Consider the following 17,555-nt stretch of genomic DNA (forward strand, 5'->3'; position numbering starts at 1 on the left):
ACAGTGCAAAGTTGACCGAAGGGTTAACTTTAAAGGTTTCTGCGCCTGCGGCAAATAACCACATTGAAATTTTTTGACACAAGAACGCAAAACGGCCGACAGCATCGAAATGATCTGCCGGCCGTTTGCCGATAATGAGCGCTGATGGCAGCGAAGAAGATGGGTTTTTTTCAAACCCCAGACACAAAAAAACCCGGTCTTTCGACCAGGGTCTTTGCTATCGGATCAAGGTGAGCCAGTGGCTTTCCTTGTGCTGCAAGGCGTTCAGTGTGCCTTGATGCAGATATGGCGCAGCGGACGGGACTCGAACCCGCGACCCCCGGCGTGACAGGCCGGTATTCTAACCGACTGAACTACCGCTGCGTATCGCTTGGCTGATTGAGCATGAACCCTCAACCACCTTTAAACATCTGATCGATCAGCCTTGGCTGTTCAATCTCAAGCCCGACATATCGAACCTGGAAAATATGGCGCAGCGGACGGGACTCGAACCCGCGACCCCCGGCGTGACAGGCCGGTATTCTAACCGACTGAACTACCGCTGCGCGTCGGTGCAACCTTTAACGTTGCGTCTTGCCCTAGGGCAAAACTCTCAAGAAGTGGTGGGTGATGACGGGATCGAACCGCCGACCCTCTGCTTGTAAGGCAGATGCTCTCCCAGCTGAGCTAATCACCCTTTGCTTCGTTGAGGCCGCGAAATTTACGCAGGTAGCGGACCTAAGTCAATAGCCTGCTTGAAGTTTTTCTGAAAAAGACAAAATGACTTCAAGACAGCTACCCGCCCTACTCGCTGTAAATCATCTTCTTGCTCATGCCGCCGTCCACCACGAACTCTTGCCCAGTGACGAACCCGGCCTGACGTGACAGCAACCAGGCCACCATCGCCGCCACGTCCTCCACCGTCCCCACCCTGCCCGCCGGATGCTGGGCATGATCGGCGTCGGTGAGCGGCTCTGCACGCCGCGCAGCCGGGTCACGGGCGTCGATCCAGCCAGGGCTGACTGCATTGACCCGCACTTCCGGCCCCAAGCTCATGGCCAGGGCGTGGGTCAAGGCCAACAGCCCACCTTTGCTGGCCGCATAGGCTTCGGTATCAGGCTCGGATTGACGCGCCCGGGTCGAGGCCAGGTTGACGATGGCACCGCCATGGGCACGCAGGTAAGGCGCGCAGTGCTTGGCCAGCAGCATCGGCCCACTGAGGTTGACCGCCAGCACGCGATTCCAGTACGCCAGGTCGAGGCTTTCCAGGGTGATATTGCGCGGGTCGGCCACCGCCGCGTTGCACACCAACGCATCCAGGCGCCCGAACTGCCCCAGCACCTCGGCGACACCCTGGGCCACTTGCTTCTCGTCGGCCACGTCCATGGTGATAAACCAGGCATTGTCGCCCAGCACCTTGGACACCTTGGCACCGCGCTCGCGGTCCAGGTCGGTCAGCACCACCTGCCAGCCTTCGCTGATCAGCCACGCGGCAATCCCGAGGCCAATGCCCCGCGCCGCGCCCGTCACCAGCGCCACGCGCCCGTTACTGGCCGCCGCAGCCTCCATGGACCACTCGATCACAAGGCCGCCAGCCCGCGGGCCAGGTCTGCCTGCAAGTCAGCAACATCTTCCAGGCCCACCGCGATGCGGATCAGACTGTCCCGGATGCCGGCCGCTTCACGCTCCTGCGGCGCCAGGCGCCCGTGGGAGGTGGTACTCGGGTGGGTGATGGTGGTCTTGCTGTCACCCAGGTTGGCGGTAATGGAGATCAAGCGCGTCGCGTCGATGAAGCGCCAGGCGCCGTCTTTGCCGCCCGTCACTTCAAAACTCACCACTGCACCGAAACCGCGCTGCTGGCGCTGGGCCAAGGCGTGTTGCGGGTGGCTCTTGAGGCCGGCGTAATGCACCTTCTCGATACCGTCCTGCTGCTCCAGCCACTCGGCCAGGGCCTGGGCGTTGGCGCAATGGGCTTTCATGCGCAGGCTGAGGGTTTCCAGACCCTTGAGGAAGATCCAGGCGTTGAATGGGCTGAGGGTCGGGCCGGCGGTGCGCAGGAAGCCCACCACTTCCTTCATCTGCTCGCTGCGACCGGCCACCACGCCGCCCATGCAACGGCCCTGGCCGTCGATGAACTTGGTTGCCGAGTGCACCACGATGTCCGCACCCAGCTTCAGCGGTTGCTGCAAGGCCGGGGTGCAGAAGCAGTTGTCCACCACCAGCATCGCGCCCTTGGCATGCGCGACTTCGGACAGCGCGGCGATGTCCACCAGCTCAGCGAGCGGGTTGGACGGCGATTCGACGAACAACAGCTTGGTATTGGCCTTGATGGCCGCCTCCCAACCGGACAGGTCCGCCAGGGGCACGTAGTCCACTTCAATACCGAAACGCTTGAAGTACTTCTCGAACAGGCTGATGGTCGAGCCGAACACGCTGCGCGATACCAGCACATGGTCGCCGGCGCTGCACAGGCTCATCACCACGGCCAGGATGGCCGCCATGCCGGTGGCAGTCGCCACGGCCTGCTCGGCGCCTTCCAGGGCCGCAATGCGCTCTTCGAACGCACGCACGGTCGGGTTGGTGTAGCGCGAATACACGTTGCCCGGCACTTCGCCAGCAAACCGCGCAGCGGCGTCGGCGGCGGTACGGAACACGTAGCTGGAGGTGAAGAACATCGGGTCGCCGTGCTCACCTTCCGGGGTACGGTGCTGGCCGGCGCGCACAGCCAGGGTATCGAAAGCTACGCCATCGAGGTCGCTGTCCAACCGACCGGCATCCCATTCCTGACTCATGCTGCGACTCCTTACTCAATGCTTTATTTAAGATACAAAACCGGCCCCTCAGGGCCGGTGTTTACTCAGTTGTTATACAGGTCGATGATCGCGCTGACCGCCTGGGTCTTGATCTTCGACGAGTCGTTGCGCGCCTGTTCGATCTTGTTCAGGTAGGCCTCGTCGACATCGCCGGTCACGTACTTGCCGTCGAACACGGCGCAGTCGAACTGCTCGATCTTGATCTTGCCACCGCCAACCGCTTCGATCAGGTCCGGCAGGTCCTGGTAGATCAGCCAGTCGGCGCCGATCAGGTCGGCCACATCCTGGGTCGAACGGTTATGCGCGATCAGCTCATGGGCGCTCGGCATGTCGATACCGTACACGTTCGGGTAACGCACCGCAGGCGCGGCGGAACAGAAGTACACGTTCTTCGCCCCGGCTTCGCGGGCCATCTGGATGATCTGCTTGCAGGTGGTGCCCCGCACGATGGAGTCATCCACCAGCATCACGTTCTTGCCGCGGAACTCAAGCTCGATGGCGTTGAGCTTCTGGCGTACCGACTTCTTGCGCGCAGCCTGGCCGGGCATGATGAAGGTACGGCCGATGTAGCGGTTCTTCACGAAGCCTTCGCGGAACTTGACGCCCAGGTGGTTGGCCAGTTCCAGCGCAGCGGTACGGCTGGTGTCCGGGATCGGGATGACCACATCGATATCGTGCTCGGGACGCTCGCGCAGGATCTTCTCGGCCAGCTTCTCGCCCATGCGCAGGCGCGCCTTGTAGACCGAGACGCCGTCGATGATCGAATCCGGACGCGCCAGGTAGACGTGCTCGAAGATGCATGGGGTGAGTTTCGGTGCTACAGCGCATTGACGGGTGTGCAGCTTGCCGTCTTCAGTGATGTAGACAGCCTCGCCCGGCGCCAGGTCGCGGATCAGGGTGAAGCCCAGCACGTCCAGGGACACGCTTTCGGAAGCGATCATGTACTCGACGCCTTCGTCGGTGTGACGCTGGCCGAACACGATCGGGCGAATGCCGTGGGGGTCGCGGAAACCAACGATGCCGTAACCGGTGATCATCGCCACCACCGCATAACCACCGACGCAACGGTTGTGCACGTCGATCACGGCGGCGAACACGTCTTCTTCGGTCGGCTGCAGCTTGCCACGCTGAGCCAGCTCGTGGGCGAACACGTTGAGCAGCACTTCCGAATCGGAGCTGGTGTTGACGTGGCGCAGGTCAGATTCGTAGATCTCCTTGGCCAGTTGTTCAACGTTGGTCAGGTTACCGTTGTGCGCCAAGGTGATGCCGTAAGGCGAGTTGACGTAGAACGGTTGAGCTTCGGCCGAGGTCGAGCTACCGGCAGTCGGGTAGCGCACATGGCCAATGCCCATGTGCCCGACGAGGCGCTGCATGTGACGCTGATGGAACACGTCACGCACCAGGCCATTGTCCTTGCGCAGGAATAACCGGCCGTCGTGGCTGGTCACAATACCGGCAGCGTCCTGGCCGCGGTGCTGGAGGACGGTTAGCGCGTCATACAGCGCCTGATTGACGTTCGACTTACCGACGATACCGACGATGCCACACATGCGACGCAACCCCTACTTAATGAATCTTGACTGAACACAGCTTACTGAGGCGTTTTGGCCGGTAAGAGGTGCTCCTTGAACGGAAGATCAGCGGGTACGCTGATTCCGCTGGCCAGCCACTGACTGCTCCACCCCAGGATGAGGTTCTTGGACCAGTCTGCAACCAATAGAAATTTTGGCACGAGTACCGACTCCTGCCACCACGAATCCTGCTGTACCGGCCCCAGGCTCAACAGCCCGACCGCCACGACCACCAGCAGCGCGCCACGCGCAGCCCCGAAGGCCATGCCGAGAAATCGATCGGTCCCGGAGAGGCCGGTGACACGTATCAACTCGCCAATAAGATAATTGACCATTGCCCCCACCAACAGCGTGGCGATGAACATGATGGCGCAGCCCGCGATGACGCGAGCCGAAGGTGTCTCTATGTACCCGGCCAGGTAGACTGACAGTGAACCACCGAACATCCAGGCTACGACTCCTGCGATGATCCAGGTCAGCAACGACAGTGCTTCTTTTACAAAGCCGCGGCTCAGACTGATCAAAGCGGAGATGGCGACGATTGCAACGATCGCCCAATCAACCCAGGTAAATGGCACAGTGCAGCCTACGTACGGATAAGGCGGCGCATTTTAGCAGAGCGCCGGGCTATCGGTAAGCGGTGATTGCGGGTGCTTTGCAAATCAATAGATTGTGACGGACCAATCGCATTTCAACCCCAGCACAAACCAATGTGGGAGCTGGCTTGCCTGCGATGAGCATAGGTATCTACACAACTTCGGCACGACGCTAAATCTGTGGCGAGGGAGCTTGCTCCCGTGACGGCCTGGCAGCCGACACAGATATAACTGATGCCCCGCGATCCAATGTGGGAGCTGGCTTGCCTGCGAAGACGGCCTGACAGTCAACACAGTTGGACCGTGTACATATCCATTCCTGCGGTAACGGCCACTTAGGGTTCCGCCCTGACGGCGGCTCACTTTCGAAAAGCCGGAATGCCGGCCCAGACAAAAGTAAGCAAAGCGCTCTTGCCCCACCACTCGGCACCTCGCTTAGGCTCGGTGTGCCCGTAATCCGCCAGCGTGGTTTAACGGGGCGCCTAAGATCAAAAGCAGATCAAGATCAAGAGCGGCTCGCGTCGCATCGTGGTTACCGTTGAGCTAACAGAGTTATGTAGATACCTATGCTGCGATGAGGGCGGCACGCTCGACATCGTTGTCGATTGAACCACCGCCATCGCAGGCAAGCCAGCTCCCACATTTAGAGCATATTGCCCGTTCAGCCGCGCTCGGGCTGGAAACGCACCACAAACCCGTTGAGGTTCTGCTGACGACCCAGCAAATCGCGCAGGCGATCTGCCTCGGCACGCTCGATCAGCGGCCCGACAAACACACGGTTCTTGCCGTCAGCGCTGCGGATATAAGCGTTATACCCCTGGGCACGCAGCTTTTTCTGCAAGGCGTCGGCACTTTCGCGATTGGCCAGGCTGGCCAGTTGGATCGACCAACTGATCGGCAGGCCATTAGGGTCGATGCGACTCTGCCCCACATCCGGCTTGCCAGGCGCTGCAGGCTGCGGCGCTACCGGCTTGGGCGCTGGCGCCGGTGCAGCCGGTTTGGCGGCGACAGCCGGGGCTGGCGTTGGCTTGACCACCGGCACACTTGGCTGCACCGGCATCGAAGGGGCCTGTGAAGGCGCCTGCTGTGTGGCGACCTCCTCCTCGACGGGCACAGGCTCTTCCGGCAACACCTGAGGCTCAGGCACGACCACCGGTTCGACCTGAACCTGCGGCACCACCGGCGCCTGGGGCGCAGCAGGAGCTTCAACCACCACCTGGCGCTGTTCGTCCTGGCGGGAAAACAGCATCGGCAGAAAGATTACCGCCAACGCCACCAGCACCAAGGCCCCGACCATTCGCTGCTTGTATGCGCTATCCAGTAATGCCATGTGCAGCTTCCTCCGTGGAGCGCCGGGCCAGCCATTCAAGCGCCTCGGCAACACAATAAAATGATCCGAACAACAGGATTTCGTCCTCGGCCGTCGCTACCGCACACTGCGCCTCCAGGGCTGCAGTGACGCTTGCATACGACGTCACCGGCGCGCCAAGGTTCTGCAAGGCAGTTTCCAACTCAACCGCAGGACGGCTGCGTGGCGTGTCCAGCGGCGCAACGGCCCAAGACTGGACGCTGCCCAGCAGTGGCGCAACCACGCCGTCCAGGTCCTTGTCGACCAACAACCCGAACACCGCCAGGCGACGCCCCACCGGCGGCGTAAGTGCCAGACGCTGAGCCAGGTACTGCGCAGCATGGGGGTTATGGCCTACATCCAACATCAGGCTCAGGCGCTTGCCTTGCCAGTCGAAGGTTCGGCGATCGAGGCGCCCCACCACTTTCGTTGCCAGCAAGGTCGCGGCGATCTGCGCGGCGTCCCACGGCAGGTCCAGCAGCAAATAGGCTTGCAGCGCGAGCGCGGCGTTTTCCATCGGCAGGTTCAGCAACGGCAAATCAAGCAGCTCTACCCGTTGGCCACGTGCATCCTGCCCACGCCATTGCCAATGGGTGTGGCCGATGTCCAGGGTGAACTCGCGACCCCGCAGGTAGAACGGGCAATCCAGTTCGCGCGCCCTGTCGAGCAAGGGTTGCGGTGGGTCCAGGTCACCACACAGCGCCGGACGGCCCTGACGGAAGATCCCGGCCTTTTCAAAAGATACCGATTCGCGGGTATTGCCCAGGTAATCGGCATGATCGACACCAATGCTGGTCACCAGGGCCAGGTCGGCATCCACCACGTTGACCGTATCCAGACGCCCGCCGAGGCCGACTTCCAGCACGACCACATCCAGTTGCGCACGCTCGAACAGCCAGAACGCCGCCAGGGTGCCCATCTCGAAATAGGTCAGGGAAATGTCGCCACGCCCGGCTTCCAGGGCTGCGAAGGCTTCGCACAGCTGGGCATCAGTGGCTTCGACGCCATTGAGCTGCACCCGCTCGTTGTAGCGAAGCAGGTGCGGCGAACTGTACACGCCGACTTTGAGGCCTTGGGCCTGCAACAGCGCGGCGACAAAGGCACAGGTGGAGCCTTTGCCGTTGGTGCCGGTCACCGTGATCACACGCGGTGCCGGCTGGCCCAACCCGAGGCGGGCCGCTACCTGTTGCGAGCGCTCCAGGCCCATGTCGATGGCGGACGGATGCAACTGCTCAAGGTAGGCGAGCCATTCGCCCAGGGTACGTTGGGTCATAGGTTTGCTGGCACCGGCGGCACGACGATCGGCTCGACCTTAGGCGCGATGTACACAGGCGTCGGCAAGCCCATCATTTGCGCGAGCAGGCTGCCCAGGCGCGGGCGCAGTTCGCCACGCGGAATGATCAGGTCGATCGCACCGTGCTCCAGCAGGAACTCGCTGCGCTGGAAGCCTTCCGGCAGTTTTTCCCGCACGGTCTGCTCGATCACGCGTGGGCCGGCAAAACCGATCAGGGCTTTAGGCTCGCCAACGATCACATCGCCCAACATCGCCAGGCTGGCGGAGACGCCGCCGTAGACCGGGTCGGTCAGTACGGAGATGAACGGAATGCCTTCTTCACGCAGACGCGCCAGTACCGCCGAGGTCTTGGCCATTTGCATCAGGGAAATCAGGGCTTCCTGCATACGCGCACCACCGGAGGCGGCGAAGCAGATCATTGGGCAACGATTTTCCAGGGCATAGTTGGCAGCGCGAACAAAGCGCTCACCGACGATGGCACCCATGGAACCGCCCATGAAGGAGAATTCGAAGGCCGAGACCACTACCGGCATGCCCAGCAGCTTGCCGCTGACCGAAATCAGCGCGTCTTTCTCGCCAGTCTGCTTCTGTGCGCCGACCAGGCGGTCCTTGTACTTCTTGCTATCGCGGAACTTGAGACGGTCAACCGGCTCCAGGTCGGCACCCAGTTCATTACGGCCATCGGCATCCAGGAAGATGTCGATACGGGCGCGTGCGCCAATACGCATGTGGTGGTTGCACTTGGGGCAAACGTCCAGGGTCTTTTCCAGCTCCGGGCGATACAGCACCGCGTCGCAGGATGGGCATTTGTGCCACAGACCTTCAGGAACCGAGCTTTTTTTCACCTCGGAACGCATGATCGAAGGGATCAGTTTGTCTACTAACCAGTTGCTCATGCTTTCTTTTCTCCAGTACCGGTGGCTCGAACACAGCCCCGCGTATGCCCTTGAGCTAAATTCATATGTGGCGATGACACAGGCGGGACGGGGTCAGACGTTGGACCTGCCATTTCCCGCCCGTATCCTCGGCCTTCCAGACAACCTGCCAGCGCAGGGTTGCCACTTCGTTTCCGGGCCACCCACAGGCGGCGCCGGGCTGTTTTACACAGTGGTAGTTATGGACGGCGGCAGACTGCCAGCCGTCACATCCCATCCCTGCTGTTGCGCACGGCCTGCATGAACGCGCGAATCTTGCTCGGGTCCTTGATCCCCTTGCCCTGCTCCACCCCACCGCTGACGTCCACGGCATACGGCCGGACCTGTTCGATGGCCGCCTGGACATTCGCTGGAGTGAGCCCACCCGCGAGAATGACCGGCTTGCTCAACCCCTCGGGAATCAGCGTCCAGTCGAACGCCTCGCCCGTGCCACCGGGTACGCCGTCGACGTAGGTGTCCAACAGAATCCCGCGAGCGCCGGTATAAGCGGCGCAGGCTGCGGCGATATCGTCCCCGGCCTTGACCCGCAACGCCTTGATGTACGGGCGCTGATAGCTTTCGCATTCCTCTGGCGATTCGTCGCCATGGAACTGCAACATATCCAGCGGCACCGCATCCAGGGTTTCGTTGAGCTCGCAGCGGCTGGCGTTGACGAACAACCCCACGGTGGTCACGAAGGGCGGCAATGCAGCGATGATCGCCCGCGCCTGCAGCACATTCACCGCCCGTGGGCTCTTGGCATAAAACACCAGGCCAATGGCATCCGCCCCCGCTTCGACTGCCGTCAGCGCGTCTTCTATGCGGGTAATCCCGCAAATCTTGCTACGAACGGCTGACATGTCGTAGGAACCTCAGGGTTGGACCGAGAAAGTCCCGGATGGTAACAAAAGCTTTTCCGGGCGTCAGCCGCCAAGTTCGCTGAAACCGGTGAGGAAGTGCGGCCCGATAAAGCGTTCCGGTAATTCGAACTCGTCGCGGTACTCCACATCCACCAGGTACAGGCCGAACGGATGCGCCGTGACCCCGCCCGTGCGGCGAATGCGGCTTTCCAGCACTTCCTTGGCCCACTCCACCGGACGCTCACCGGTGCCGATGGTCATCAGCACGCCAGCAATGTTGCGCACCATATGATGCAGAAAGGCACCCGCACGGATATCCAGCACAATCATCTTGCCGTGGCGCGTCACCCGTAGGTGGTGGACTTCCTTGATCGGCGACTTGGCCTGGCACTGCCCGGCACGGAAGGCGCTGAAGTCATGCACCCCGACCAGATGCTGCGCGGCTTCGGCCATGCGCTCGGCATCCAGCGGGCGGTGGTTCCAGGTGATTTCTTCATTGAGGTGCGCCGGGCGGATCTGATCGTTGTAGATCACGTAGCGGTAACGGCGGGCGATGGCCTTGAAACGGGCGTGAAAATGCGCCGGCATGACCTTGGCCCAGCTGACGCTGACGTCATGGGGCAAATTGATATTAGCCCCCATCACCCACGCCTTCATCGAACGCTCGGCCTGGGTGTCGAAGTGCACCACTTGGCCACACGCGTGCACGCCGGCATCGGTACGCCCGGCACACATCAGCGACACCGGCGAGTTGGCGACTTTGGACAGGGCGTTTTCCAGGGTTTCCTGCACCGTCAGCACCCCAGAGGCCTGACGCTGCCAGCCGCGATAGCGCGAGCCTTTGTATTCCACGCCCAGTGCGATGCGGTAAAAGCCTGCGGCCGCCATTTCGGCAGCTGCGTTATCTATATTTGCCAAGAACTGTGAGCCTGATGAGTTGCGCAAAGGCGGGCATTATAGGGCGTCAGGGTGCATGAGAGGGGGCTTTTAATCTGGGGTTTTTGTGGCGAGGGAGCTTGCTCCCGTTCGACAGCGCAGCTGGAGCCGGCTTTTCAGGGGCGCTACGCACCCCAGCGGGAGCAAGCTCCCTCGCCACAACAAGCCCGCTCCCACATTTTTCTGCCTCGACCGTTAGATCCGGCCGAGCATTTCCTTGGCTTCGCCACGCTGGCCTTCGTTGCCTTCGGTCAGCACCTCGGACAGGATGTCTCGCGCGCCGTCAGCATCGCCCATGTCGATATAGGCCTGGGCCAGGTCGAGCTTGGTAGCCACTTCATCGGTGCCCGAGAGGAAGTCGAAATCCGGCTCATCCTCAGCACCCAGCGCGGCATCTTCAGCCGTGAAGGAAGGCTCGATCGGCGGATGCTCCAGGCTCTGGGACAATCGATCCAGTTCAGCATTGACGTCGTCCAGCTCCGACGCGAAGGCATCGGGCTTGGCCGCTGGGTTGCTCGGCTCGTCCGCCAGCGACAGGTCAAAGTCTTCCGGCAGGTCGAATTCGTCCAGCGCAGCCGGCGTCAGAGTCGGCGGCTCCACCGGCGGTACATCCTTGATCTGCTCTTCAAGGCCCGACAGGAAGTCGTCATCGGTTTGCGACGCGGGCGGGTCCAGCTGCAGGTCCAGGTCAAAGTCCGACAGGTCCTGTGCGTCGGCCTTAGACTCGGTCTGTTGTTTGAGCAGTGTTTCAAAGGTTTGCTGGTCTTGCGCGATCTCGGCCGGCGAGGCGGCTTCCAGGTCATCCAGGCTCAGGTCGAAATCGGTGTCGAAGGTATCTGCCTGCGCAGCCGAGGCCGGCTTGTCATCGAGCAGGTCCTTGACGTATTGCGCATCCAGGGCTGCGGCGGCCACTGCGGCACTGACACCCGCCGCCAACACGGCCATGGCCGGGAAGCGCGCCTTGAGCTGCTCGACCTGGGCATGGTTCTCACCGTTGGCCACCAACTGGCGCTCCTGGGTGACGAACCCGTCCTTGTTGTTCTGCAGGCCATAGACTTCCATCAGCTTCAAACGCAGGTCGCTGCGCTTGGGCTCGTGCTTGATGGCTTGTTCAAGCACATCCGCCGCCTGGTTCAGGTGGCCACGGTCAATATGGGATTGGGCCTGGGCCAGGGCGTCGCTGGAATTTTCCTGAGCCACGGCAACCGCCAACGGCGCCAGCACGGAGGCGACCGTCGGTGCCACAACCGTCTCGACCACCGGGGCTGGTGCGGGTGCGGCTGTTGGCGCCGCTGCGGTGGCGAGCTTGACGCTCGGCGGCGGCACTTCAAGGCCCTCGAAGCTGTCAGGCGGCAGGTCTTGATCGATATTGGAAACGAACTCAGGCTCTTCGGCCAACGCCCGAGCCATGCGCAGGTGCTTCTCTTCTTCACGGCGAGCATTGCGATGGCGAGCCCATAGCAACAGAAGCAGCAGCACCACCAGCAGGGCCGCACCGCCAAGGATGCCGAGCACAATCGGGTTGGTCAGCAGATCATTGAACTTGCCTTCGGTACTGGCCGGCGCGGCAGCCGGCTTGACAGGTTCAGGCGCTGGCGCTGCAACAGGGGCCGCAGGCTCGGCTGCAGGCTCACCGGGCAACTGCGCGGGGATCGCGGCTGGCTCACCGGTTTGCGCCTGCAAACGAGCCAATTGGTCATTCTTCAGTTGGATCAGCTTCTGCAGCTTGTCCAACTGGCTTTGCAGGTCGGCGGCACGGCTTTTCAGTTCCTCGTTGTCGCGCCGCGTGGTGTCGAGCTCCTCCTGGGTCATCGCCAGCTTGTCGCTCAGGGCGCGGCTGTCCCCGGCTGCGCCTTTGCCACCTTTCTTGGCGGCTTGCGCCGATACCAGGCTCAAATTGTCCTTGGCCTGGGTGCTCGACGGCGCATTGCCGGCCTGGGTGCGCCGGGTTGCATCCAACTGCGGCTTACCGGCCACTTGCCCCTGAGGGCTACGCTGGCGCTGGCGCCAGGCGGCGTTCTGCGCACTCACTTCGGCAATCGCTTGCGGCTGGGCCAGGGCTGTACTTTGGGTGATATCCGGCAGGCGTAGCACCTGGCCGGTTTTCAGGCGGTTGATGTTGCCGTCAACAAAGGCATCCGGGTTAAGCGCCTGGATAGCCAGCATCGTTTGCTGGACCGAGGCGCCATGACGGTTCTTCGCGGCAATCTCCCACAAGGTATCGTGGGGCGTGGTGGTGTGCCGGGCAAGCGTGCCAGTGGCAGGCGCAGAGCTGGCCGGCGCGCTGGCAGTCGGTGCCGGCTGGTCAAACTTGGCCGGGTCGAGCAGCACACTGTAGTCACGCATCAAGCGGCCATTGGGCCATTGCACCTGCATCAGGAAACGCACGTAGGAATCGGGCAACGGCTTGCTGGAGGTCACACGTACCACGCTGCGACCTTCGGGGTTGATCACCGGCGTGAACGTCAGGTCATCGAGAAACGCCTGGCGGTCGACACCCGCATCCACGAAGGCCTGGGCCGAAGCCAGGCTGGGGGTGATCTCGGACGCCGTGAGGCCGCCCACATCGCGCAATTCGATTTCCACCGACAGCGGCTGGTTCAACTTCGACTTGAGGGTCATCTCCCCAAGTTGCAGCGCCTGCGCCATACCGGAGGACAGCGCCGAGGCGGCCGCTATTGCTAACACCAGTTTGCGAACTTGAACCATAGCCTCATCCTTTGTTTGAACACTTCCCGCTCTGCGAGAAGGTTGGTAACCGCTGCCATAAGGCATGGCGAGCCGATAGGTCACCGACGCGCTTGTGTTTCACTTGGGACCAAGCATAGCGCCTGGCTAGAATCAATCTACAAATTGCCGCCAAGTATCTTTTACACAAGGTCTTTTATCAACAACTGCGCCAGTTCCACGGCGTTCAGGGCCGAGCCTTTGCGTACGTTATCTGACGTCAGCCACAGATTTAGTTCCGCCGGGTCGTCGATACCTGCGCGAACTCGCCCGACGTACACCACGTCCTGGCCGACGGCATCGCCTACGGCTGTGGGGTAATCGCCCTCCTCGACCAGCTCGATTCCCGGCGCAGCGTCGAGGGCGCGGTTCACCGCGGCCAGGTCGACCGGCGCGGCCAGTTGCAGCGACACAGTCAGGCTATCGCCGAAAAACACCGGGGCTTGAACGCAGGTGGCGGAAATCTTTAGTAAAGGTGTTTCCAGCACCGCACGCAGTTCGTGTACGAGGCGCTTCTCCAGGGCGGTATGACCTTGGACGTCTGGCGTGCCGACTTGCGCCAGTAGGTTGAACGCCACTTGCCGATCGAAGAACGCTGGCTCCAAGGGACGCACGTTCAGCAGTTCGGCAGTCTGGCGCGCCAACTCGCTGACGGCCTCGCGACCCTGGGCAGAGATGGCCAGGTTGGCGGTGACGCTCACGCGCTGGATGTCCACTACATTGCGCAACGGTGCCAGCACCACCGCGAGGTAGGTGGCACAAGGGCTCGGGCTGCCGAGCTGGAAAGGCTTTTTCAACGCGCCCAGCACATGGGCGTTGGCCTGCGGCACCACTTGCGGCGCCTGCTCGGCGGGCAATGCGCCAGACAAGTCGATCACCGCGCAGCCAGCGGCGGTGGCACGCGGGGCGAAGCTCAGGGTCACCGCTGGGCCTGCAGCGAAGAACGCCAACTGCACCTTGCTGAAATCAAACGTGTCGACCTCTTTGACCCGCACGTTCTTGCCCCGAAACGGCACCGAAGCCCCCGCCGAGTTGCTACCCGCCAGCAGGTACAAGGTGCCCACCGGGAACTCCAGCTCTTCGAGAATCTGCACCAGGGTTTCGCCAACGGTACCGGTAGCGCCGATCACGGCGATTTCAAAGGTCTGGGTCATGGGATTGCCTCGGGCATTACGGGGGAGCGGCACTTTACCGGGTGGTGGCAGGCGAGGCAATTAGCCTGCTTTTTGCGGTGTTGTTGATGGCCTCATCGCAGGCAAGCCAGCTCCCACATTTTGACCTGTGAATACATTCAAGTGTGGGAGCTGGCTTGCCTGCGATAAGGGCTTCAAAGGCAACAAAAAACCCGCGCCTGTCACCAGAACGCGGGTTTCTGTTATTGCCTCAAGCGATCAACGCTCCAGCAAAATCCGCAACATGCGACGCAACGGCTCAGCCGCGCCCCACAGCAGTTGGTCGCCGACGGTGAACGCGCCGAGGAACTGGCTGCCCATGTTCAACTTGCGCAGGCGGCCCACCGGCACATTCAGGGTGCCGGTGACCTTGGTCGGGCTCAGCTCCTGCATGCTGATATCGCGGTTGTTCGGCACCAGCTTGACCCAAGGGTTGTGCTGGCTGATCAGCCCTTCGATATCGGCGATCGGCACATCTTTGTTCAACTTGATGGTCAGCGCCTGGCTGTGGCAACGCATGGCGCCAATGCGCACGCAGATGCCATCCACCGGGATCGGGTTCTTGAAACGCCCCAGGATCTTGTTGGTTTCGGCCTGGGCCTTCCACTCTTCGCGGCTCTGACCGTTGGGCAGTTCCTTGTCGATCCAGGGGATCAAGCTACCGGCCAATGGCACGCCGAAGTTCTCGGTCGGGTAAGCATCGCTGCGCATGGCCTCGGCCACACGGCGGTCGATATCGAGGATCGCGCTGGCCGGGTCAGCCAGTTGATCGGCGACAGCGGCGTGGGTCGCGCCCATCTGCTTGATCAGTTCACGCATGTTCTGCGCGCCGGCACCGGAGGCCGCCTGATAAGTCATCGCGCTCATCCACTCCACCAGGCCCGCTTCGAACAGGCCGCCCAGGCCCATCAGCATCAGGCTGACGGTGCAGTTGCCGCCCACGTAGTTCTTGGTACCGGCGTCCAGTTGCTGGTCGATGACCTTGCGGTTGACCGGGTCGAGGATGATCACCGCGTCGTCCTGCATGCGCAGGCTCGAAGCGGCGTCGATCCAGTAACCCTGCCAGCCGGCTTCGCGCAGCTTGGGGAAGACTTCGCTGGTGTAGTCGCCACCCTGGCAGGTCAGGATCACGTCAAGGCTCTTCAACTCTTCAATGCTGTAGGCGTCCTTGAGCGGGGCAATATCCTTGCCCACGGACGGCCCTTGGCCACCTACGTTCGAAGTGGTGAAAAACACCGGCTCAATAAGATCGAAATCCTGCTCTTCCAGCATCCGCTGCATGAGCACGGAACCGACCATACCGCGCCAACCGATCAGACCTACACGTTTCATCGCAACTACACCTTGTTAAAAAGTGGGCCGCCTTGCAGCAACAACTGCAAGCGGGCCCGAGAGATTACAGATTCCGCAGCGCGGCGACTACTGCGTCGCCCATTTCTTGCGTCCCGACCTTGGTGCAACCCTGGGACCAGATATCGCCGGTGCGCAAGCCCTGATCCAGCACCAGGCTGACGGCCTTCTCGATTGCGTCCGCCGCATCGCCCAGGTTGAAGCTGTAGCGCAGCATCATCGACACCGACAAAATCGTCGCCAGCGGGTTGGCAATGCCCTGCCCCGCGATGTCTGGCGCCGAACCGTGGCACGGCTCGTACATGCCTTTGTTATTGGTGTCCAGGGACGCCGACGGCAGCATGCCGATGGAACCGGTGAGCATCGACGCCTGGTCGGACAGGATGTCGCCGAACAGGTTGTCGGTGACAATCACGTCGAACTGCTTGGGTGCGCGCACCAGTTGCATGGCGGCGTTGTCGACGTACATGTGGCTCAGTTCGACGTCCGGATAATCCTTGGCGACTTCTTCGACGATTTCACGCCACAGTTGGCTGGAAGCCAGCACATTGGCCTTGTCCACCGAGCAGACTTTTTTGCCGCGCACGCGCGCCATGTCGAAACCGACACGGGCGATACGGCGGATTTCGCTCTCGCTGTATGGCAGCGTGTCATAGGCCTGACGCTCACCATTTTCCAACTCGCGCACACCCCGTGGCGAGCCGAAGTAGATACCGCCGGTCAGCTCACGCACGATGAGGATATCCAGGCCCGCCACCACTTCCGGCTTGAGGCTCGACGCGTCAGCCAGTTGCGGGTAGAGGATGGCCGGGCGCAAGTTACCGAACAGGCCCAGTTGCGCACGAATTTTCAGCAAGCCGCGCTCAGGGCGGATGTCACGCTCGATCTTGTCCCATTTCGGCCCACCCACGGCGCCGAGCAGTACCGCATCGGCAGCCCGGGCGCGGTCCAGGGTCTCGTCAGCCAGCGGCACGCCGTGCTTGTCGATGGCAGCGCCGCCGATCACGTCGTGGCTCAGCTCGAAGCCCAGGCTGTACTTGCTGTTGGCAAGCTCAAGGACCTTGACCGCTTCGGCCATGATTTCCGGCCCAATACCGTCGCCAGGGAGAATCAGAATCTGCTTGCTCATGCGTTCCTCATTTCATCAAGCGACCCGCCCGTGGGCAGGTCGGGAAAAATCAATCAGCGTTCGGCGAAGACCACCAGCACATCGGTGCTGAAGGTGCCGTCGGCTTGAACTTCGTAATAATCGCGCACTTCCTGGCCCATCGCCTGTTGCAGCTCAAGGATTGCTGCCCGCAGTACCTCTGGCGTGCGCATGCGTTCAACCCACGAGGTGTATTCCAGGCGCAAGCGCTGGCGACTGCTGTTGCGCACGTGCAGGCCGGCCTCACTCAACTGGCGCATCCACTCGGCGCTGGAATAGTCACGTACATGGCTGGTGTCGCGCAGCACTTCGACGGTTTGCAGGTAAGTGTCCAACAGCGGGCTGCCCGGTGACAAGACATCCACAAATGCCGCCACGCCACCCGGCTTGAGCACCCGGCGCACTTCACGCAGGGCCAGGCCGAGGTCGCTCCAGTGATGGGCCGAATAACGGCTGAACACGAAGTCGAATTCGCCATCGGCGAACGGCAGGCGCTCGGCGGCGCCGTGCACGGTGCGGATGTTGGCCAGGTTGCGGTCTCTGGCGGCGGCGGCCACCACGTCGAGCATAGGCTGGGACAAGTCGTAGGCCACCACTTCTTTGACCAGAGGCGCTACATGGAAGCTGACATGACCGGCACCGCAGCCCAGGTCCAGCAGGCGTGCAGCGCCCTGCCCGGACAGTTCGGTCTGTAGCAGTGCGAATTCGGTGCCCTGGGCGTGTACGGCGCTGCTCAGGTAGGCCGAGGCTTGCTCGCCGAATTGTTTTTGCACGACTTGGGTATGGGCGGTGGTGGTCATGGTGGCTTTCCTTGGGGTTTGTGGTGGTTGCACTGGCGCTATCGCAGG

At 61.9% G+C, this 17,555-nt stretch carries 14 protein-coding genes and 3 tRNA genes; all 17 read right to left on the reverse strand.

The features are described 5' to 3' along the window. Positions 1–286: 286 nt before the first annotated feature. The 17 genes from CLM72_RS18100 to CLM72_RS18185 all read right to left on the reverse strand — a co-directional run bounded on the left by CLM72_RS18100 (position 287) and on the right by CLM72_RS18185 (position 17,507). Positions 287–363: transfer RNA gene (locus tag CLM72_RS18100), tRNA-Asp, on the reverse strand. 105 nt (positions 364–468) lie between these two features. Next, a tRNA-Asp gene (locus CLM72_RS18105) sits at positions 469–545 on the reverse strand. 55 nt (positions 546–600) lie between these two features. Then, positions 601–676: transfer RNA gene (locus CLM72_RS18110), tRNA-Val, on the reverse strand. Positions 677–783: 107 nt separating this feature from the next. Further along, positions 784–1,548 (reverse strand): SDR family oxidoreductase, encoded by a 765-nt coding sequence (locus CLM72_RS18115; RefSeq protein WP_003192533.1) that lies wholly within the window; start codon positions 1,546–1,548, stop codon positions 784–786. Between the two features lie 11 nt (positions 1,549–1,559). Then, complete coding sequence (locus tag CLM72_RS18120; protein ID WP_105227360.1) at positions 1,560–2,771, reverse strand: O-succinylhomoserine sulfhydrylase; 1,212 nt, start codon at positions 2,769–2,771, stop codon at positions 1,560–1,562. Between the two features lie 65 nt (positions 2,772–2,836). Then, positions 2,837–4,342 carry an amidophosphoribosyltransferase gene (gene purF, locus CLM72_RS18125; RefSeq protein WP_003192537.1) on the reverse strand — a complete coding sequence of 502 codons (1,506 nt, stop codon included), beginning with the start codon at positions 4,340–4,342 and terminating at the stop codon, positions 2,837–2,839. A 41-nt stretch (positions 4,343–4,383) separates the two neighbouring features. Further along, a complete protein-coding gene (locus CLM72_RS18130; RefSeq protein WP_003192538.1) occupies positions 4,384–4,941 on the reverse strand; it encodes a CvpA family protein in 558 nt (185 codons plus the stop codon). Positions 4,942–5,620: 679 nt separating this feature from the next. After that, a complete protein-coding gene (locus CLM72_RS18140) occupies positions 5,621–6,289 on the reverse strand; it encodes an SPOR domain-containing protein (RefSeq protein WP_105227361.1) in 669 nt (222 codons plus the stop codon). Then, positions 6,273–7,580 (reverse strand): bifunctional tetrahydrofolate synthase/dihydrofolate synthase, encoded by a 1,308-nt coding sequence (gene folC / locus CLM72_RS18145; RefSeq protein WP_105227362.1) that lies wholly within the window; start codon positions 7,578–7,580, stop codon positions 6,273–6,275. The genes CLM72_RS18140 and folC overlap by 17 nt, the downstream gene beginning before the upstream one ends. Continuing rightward, entirely contained in the window at positions 7,577–8,497 is a 921-nt protein-coding gene (accD, locus tag CLM72_RS18150; RefSeq protein ID WP_003192545.1) for an acetyl-CoA carboxylase, carboxyltransferase subunit beta, read from the reverse strand. The genes folC and accD overlap by 4 nt, the downstream gene beginning before the upstream one ends. A gap of 245 nt (positions 8,498–8,742) precedes the next feature. Next, positions 8,743–9,375, reverse strand: coding sequence for a phosphoribosylanthranilate isomerase (locus tag CLM72_RS18155; RefSeq protein ID WP_105227363.1), 633 nt, complete (start codon positions 9,373–9,375; stop codon positions 8,743–8,745). A 63-nt stretch (positions 9,376–9,438) separates the two neighbouring features. Next, entirely contained in the window at positions 9,439–10,263 is an 825-nt protein-coding gene (truA, locus tag CLM72_RS18160) for a tRNA pseudouridine(38-40) synthase TruA (protein ID WP_003192549.1), read from the reverse strand. Positions 10,264–10,506: 243 nt separating this feature from the next. Continuing rightward, the gene (locus tag CLM72_RS18165) at positions 10,507–13,020 is read right to left on the reverse strand and encodes a FimV/HubP family polar landmark protein (RefSeq protein ID WP_105227364.1); all 2,514 of its coding nucleotides are present in this window, start codon (positions 13,018–13,020) and stop codon (positions 10,507–10,509) included. A gap of 161 nt (positions 13,021–13,181) precedes the next feature. Next, positions 13,182–14,192: an aspartate-semialdehyde dehydrogenase gene (locus tag CLM72_RS18170; protein WP_054922592.1), complete on the reverse strand. Its 1,011-nt coding sequence runs from the start codon at positions 14,190–14,192 to the stop codon at positions 13,182–13,184. A gap of 237 nt (positions 14,193–14,429) precedes the next feature. Beyond that, entirely contained in the window at positions 14,430–15,542 is a 1,113-nt protein-coding gene (gene asd, locus CLM72_RS18175; protein ID WP_003192554.1) for an aspartate-semialdehyde dehydrogenase, read from the reverse strand. Between the two features lie 64 nt (positions 15,543–15,606). Next, positions 15,607–16,689, reverse strand: a complete 1,083-nt coding sequence (gene leuB / locus CLM72_RS18180; protein WP_003192555.1) for a 3-isopropylmalate dehydrogenase — start codon at positions 16,687–16,689, stop codon at positions 15,607–15,609. 53 nt (positions 16,690–16,742) lie between these two features. Beyond that, positions 16,743–17,507: a class I SAM-dependent methyltransferase gene (locus tag CLM72_RS18185; RefSeq protein ID WP_105227365.1), complete on the reverse strand. Its 765-nt coding sequence runs from the start codon at positions 17,505–17,507 to the stop codon at positions 16,743–16,745. Positions 17,508–17,555: the final 48 nt, after the last annotated feature.

The organism is Pseudomonas sp. MYb193 (assembly GCF_002966775.1).
GTDB classification, from domain to species: Bacteria; Pseudomonadota; Gammaproteobacteria; order Pseudomonadales; family Pseudomonadaceae; genus Aquipseudomonas; species Aquipseudomonas paracarnis.

Excerpts from the sequence above, each read along its gene's own strand:
- truA (WP_003192549.1), bottom strand. The coding sequence starts at position 10,263 with ATGGCGGCCGCAGGCTTTTACCGCATCGCACTGGGCGTGGAATACAAA.
- CLM72_RS18165 (WP_105227364.1), bottom strand. The coding sequence starts at position 13,020 with ATGGTTCAAGTTCGCAAACTGGTGTTAGCAATAGCGGCCGCCTCGGCG.
- folC (WP_105227362.1), bottom strand. The coding sequence starts at position 7,580 with ATGACCCAACGTACCCTGGGCGAATGGCTCGCCTACCTTGAGCAGTTG.
- leuB (WP_003192555.1), bottom strand. The coding sequence starts at position 16,689 with ATGAGCAAGCAGATTCTGATTCTCCCTGGCGACGGTATTGGGCCGGAA.
- asd (WP_003192554.1), bottom strand. The coding sequence starts at position 15,542 with ATGAAACGTGTAGGTCTGATCGGTTGGCGCGGTATGGTCGGTTCCGTG.
- CLM72_RS18185 (WP_105227365.1), bottom strand. The coding sequence starts at position 17,507 with ATGACCACCACCGCCCATACCCAAGTCGTGCAAAAACAATTCGGCGAG.
- CLM72_RS18140 (WP_105227361.1), bottom strand. The coding sequence starts at position 6,289 with ATGGCATTACTGGATAGCGCATACAAGCAGCGAATGGTCGGGGCCTTG.
- CLM72_RS18155 (WP_105227363.1), bottom strand. The coding sequence starts at position 9,375 with ATGTCAGCCGTTCGTAGCAAGATTTGCGGGATTACCCGCATAGAAGAC.
- CLM72_RS18115 (WP_003192533.1), bottom strand. The coding sequence starts at position 1,548 with ATGGAGGCTGCGGCGGCCAGTAACGGGCGCGTGGCGCTGGTGACGGGC.
- purF (WP_003192537.1), bottom strand. The coding sequence starts at position 4,342 with ATGTGTGGCATCGTCGGTATCGTCGGTAAGTCGAACGTCAATCAGGCG.
- CLM72_RS18170 (WP_054922592.1), bottom strand. The coding sequence starts at position 14,192 with ATGACCCAGACCTTTGAAATCGCCGTGATCGGCGCTACCGGTACCGTT.
- CLM72_RS18120 (WP_105227360.1), bottom strand. The coding sequence starts at position 2,771 with ATGAGTCAGGAATGGGATGCCGGTCGGTTGGACAGCGACCTCGATGGC.
- accD (WP_003192545.1), bottom strand. The coding sequence starts at position 8,497 with ATGAGCAACTGGTTAGTAGACAAACTGATCCCTTCGATCATGCGTTCC.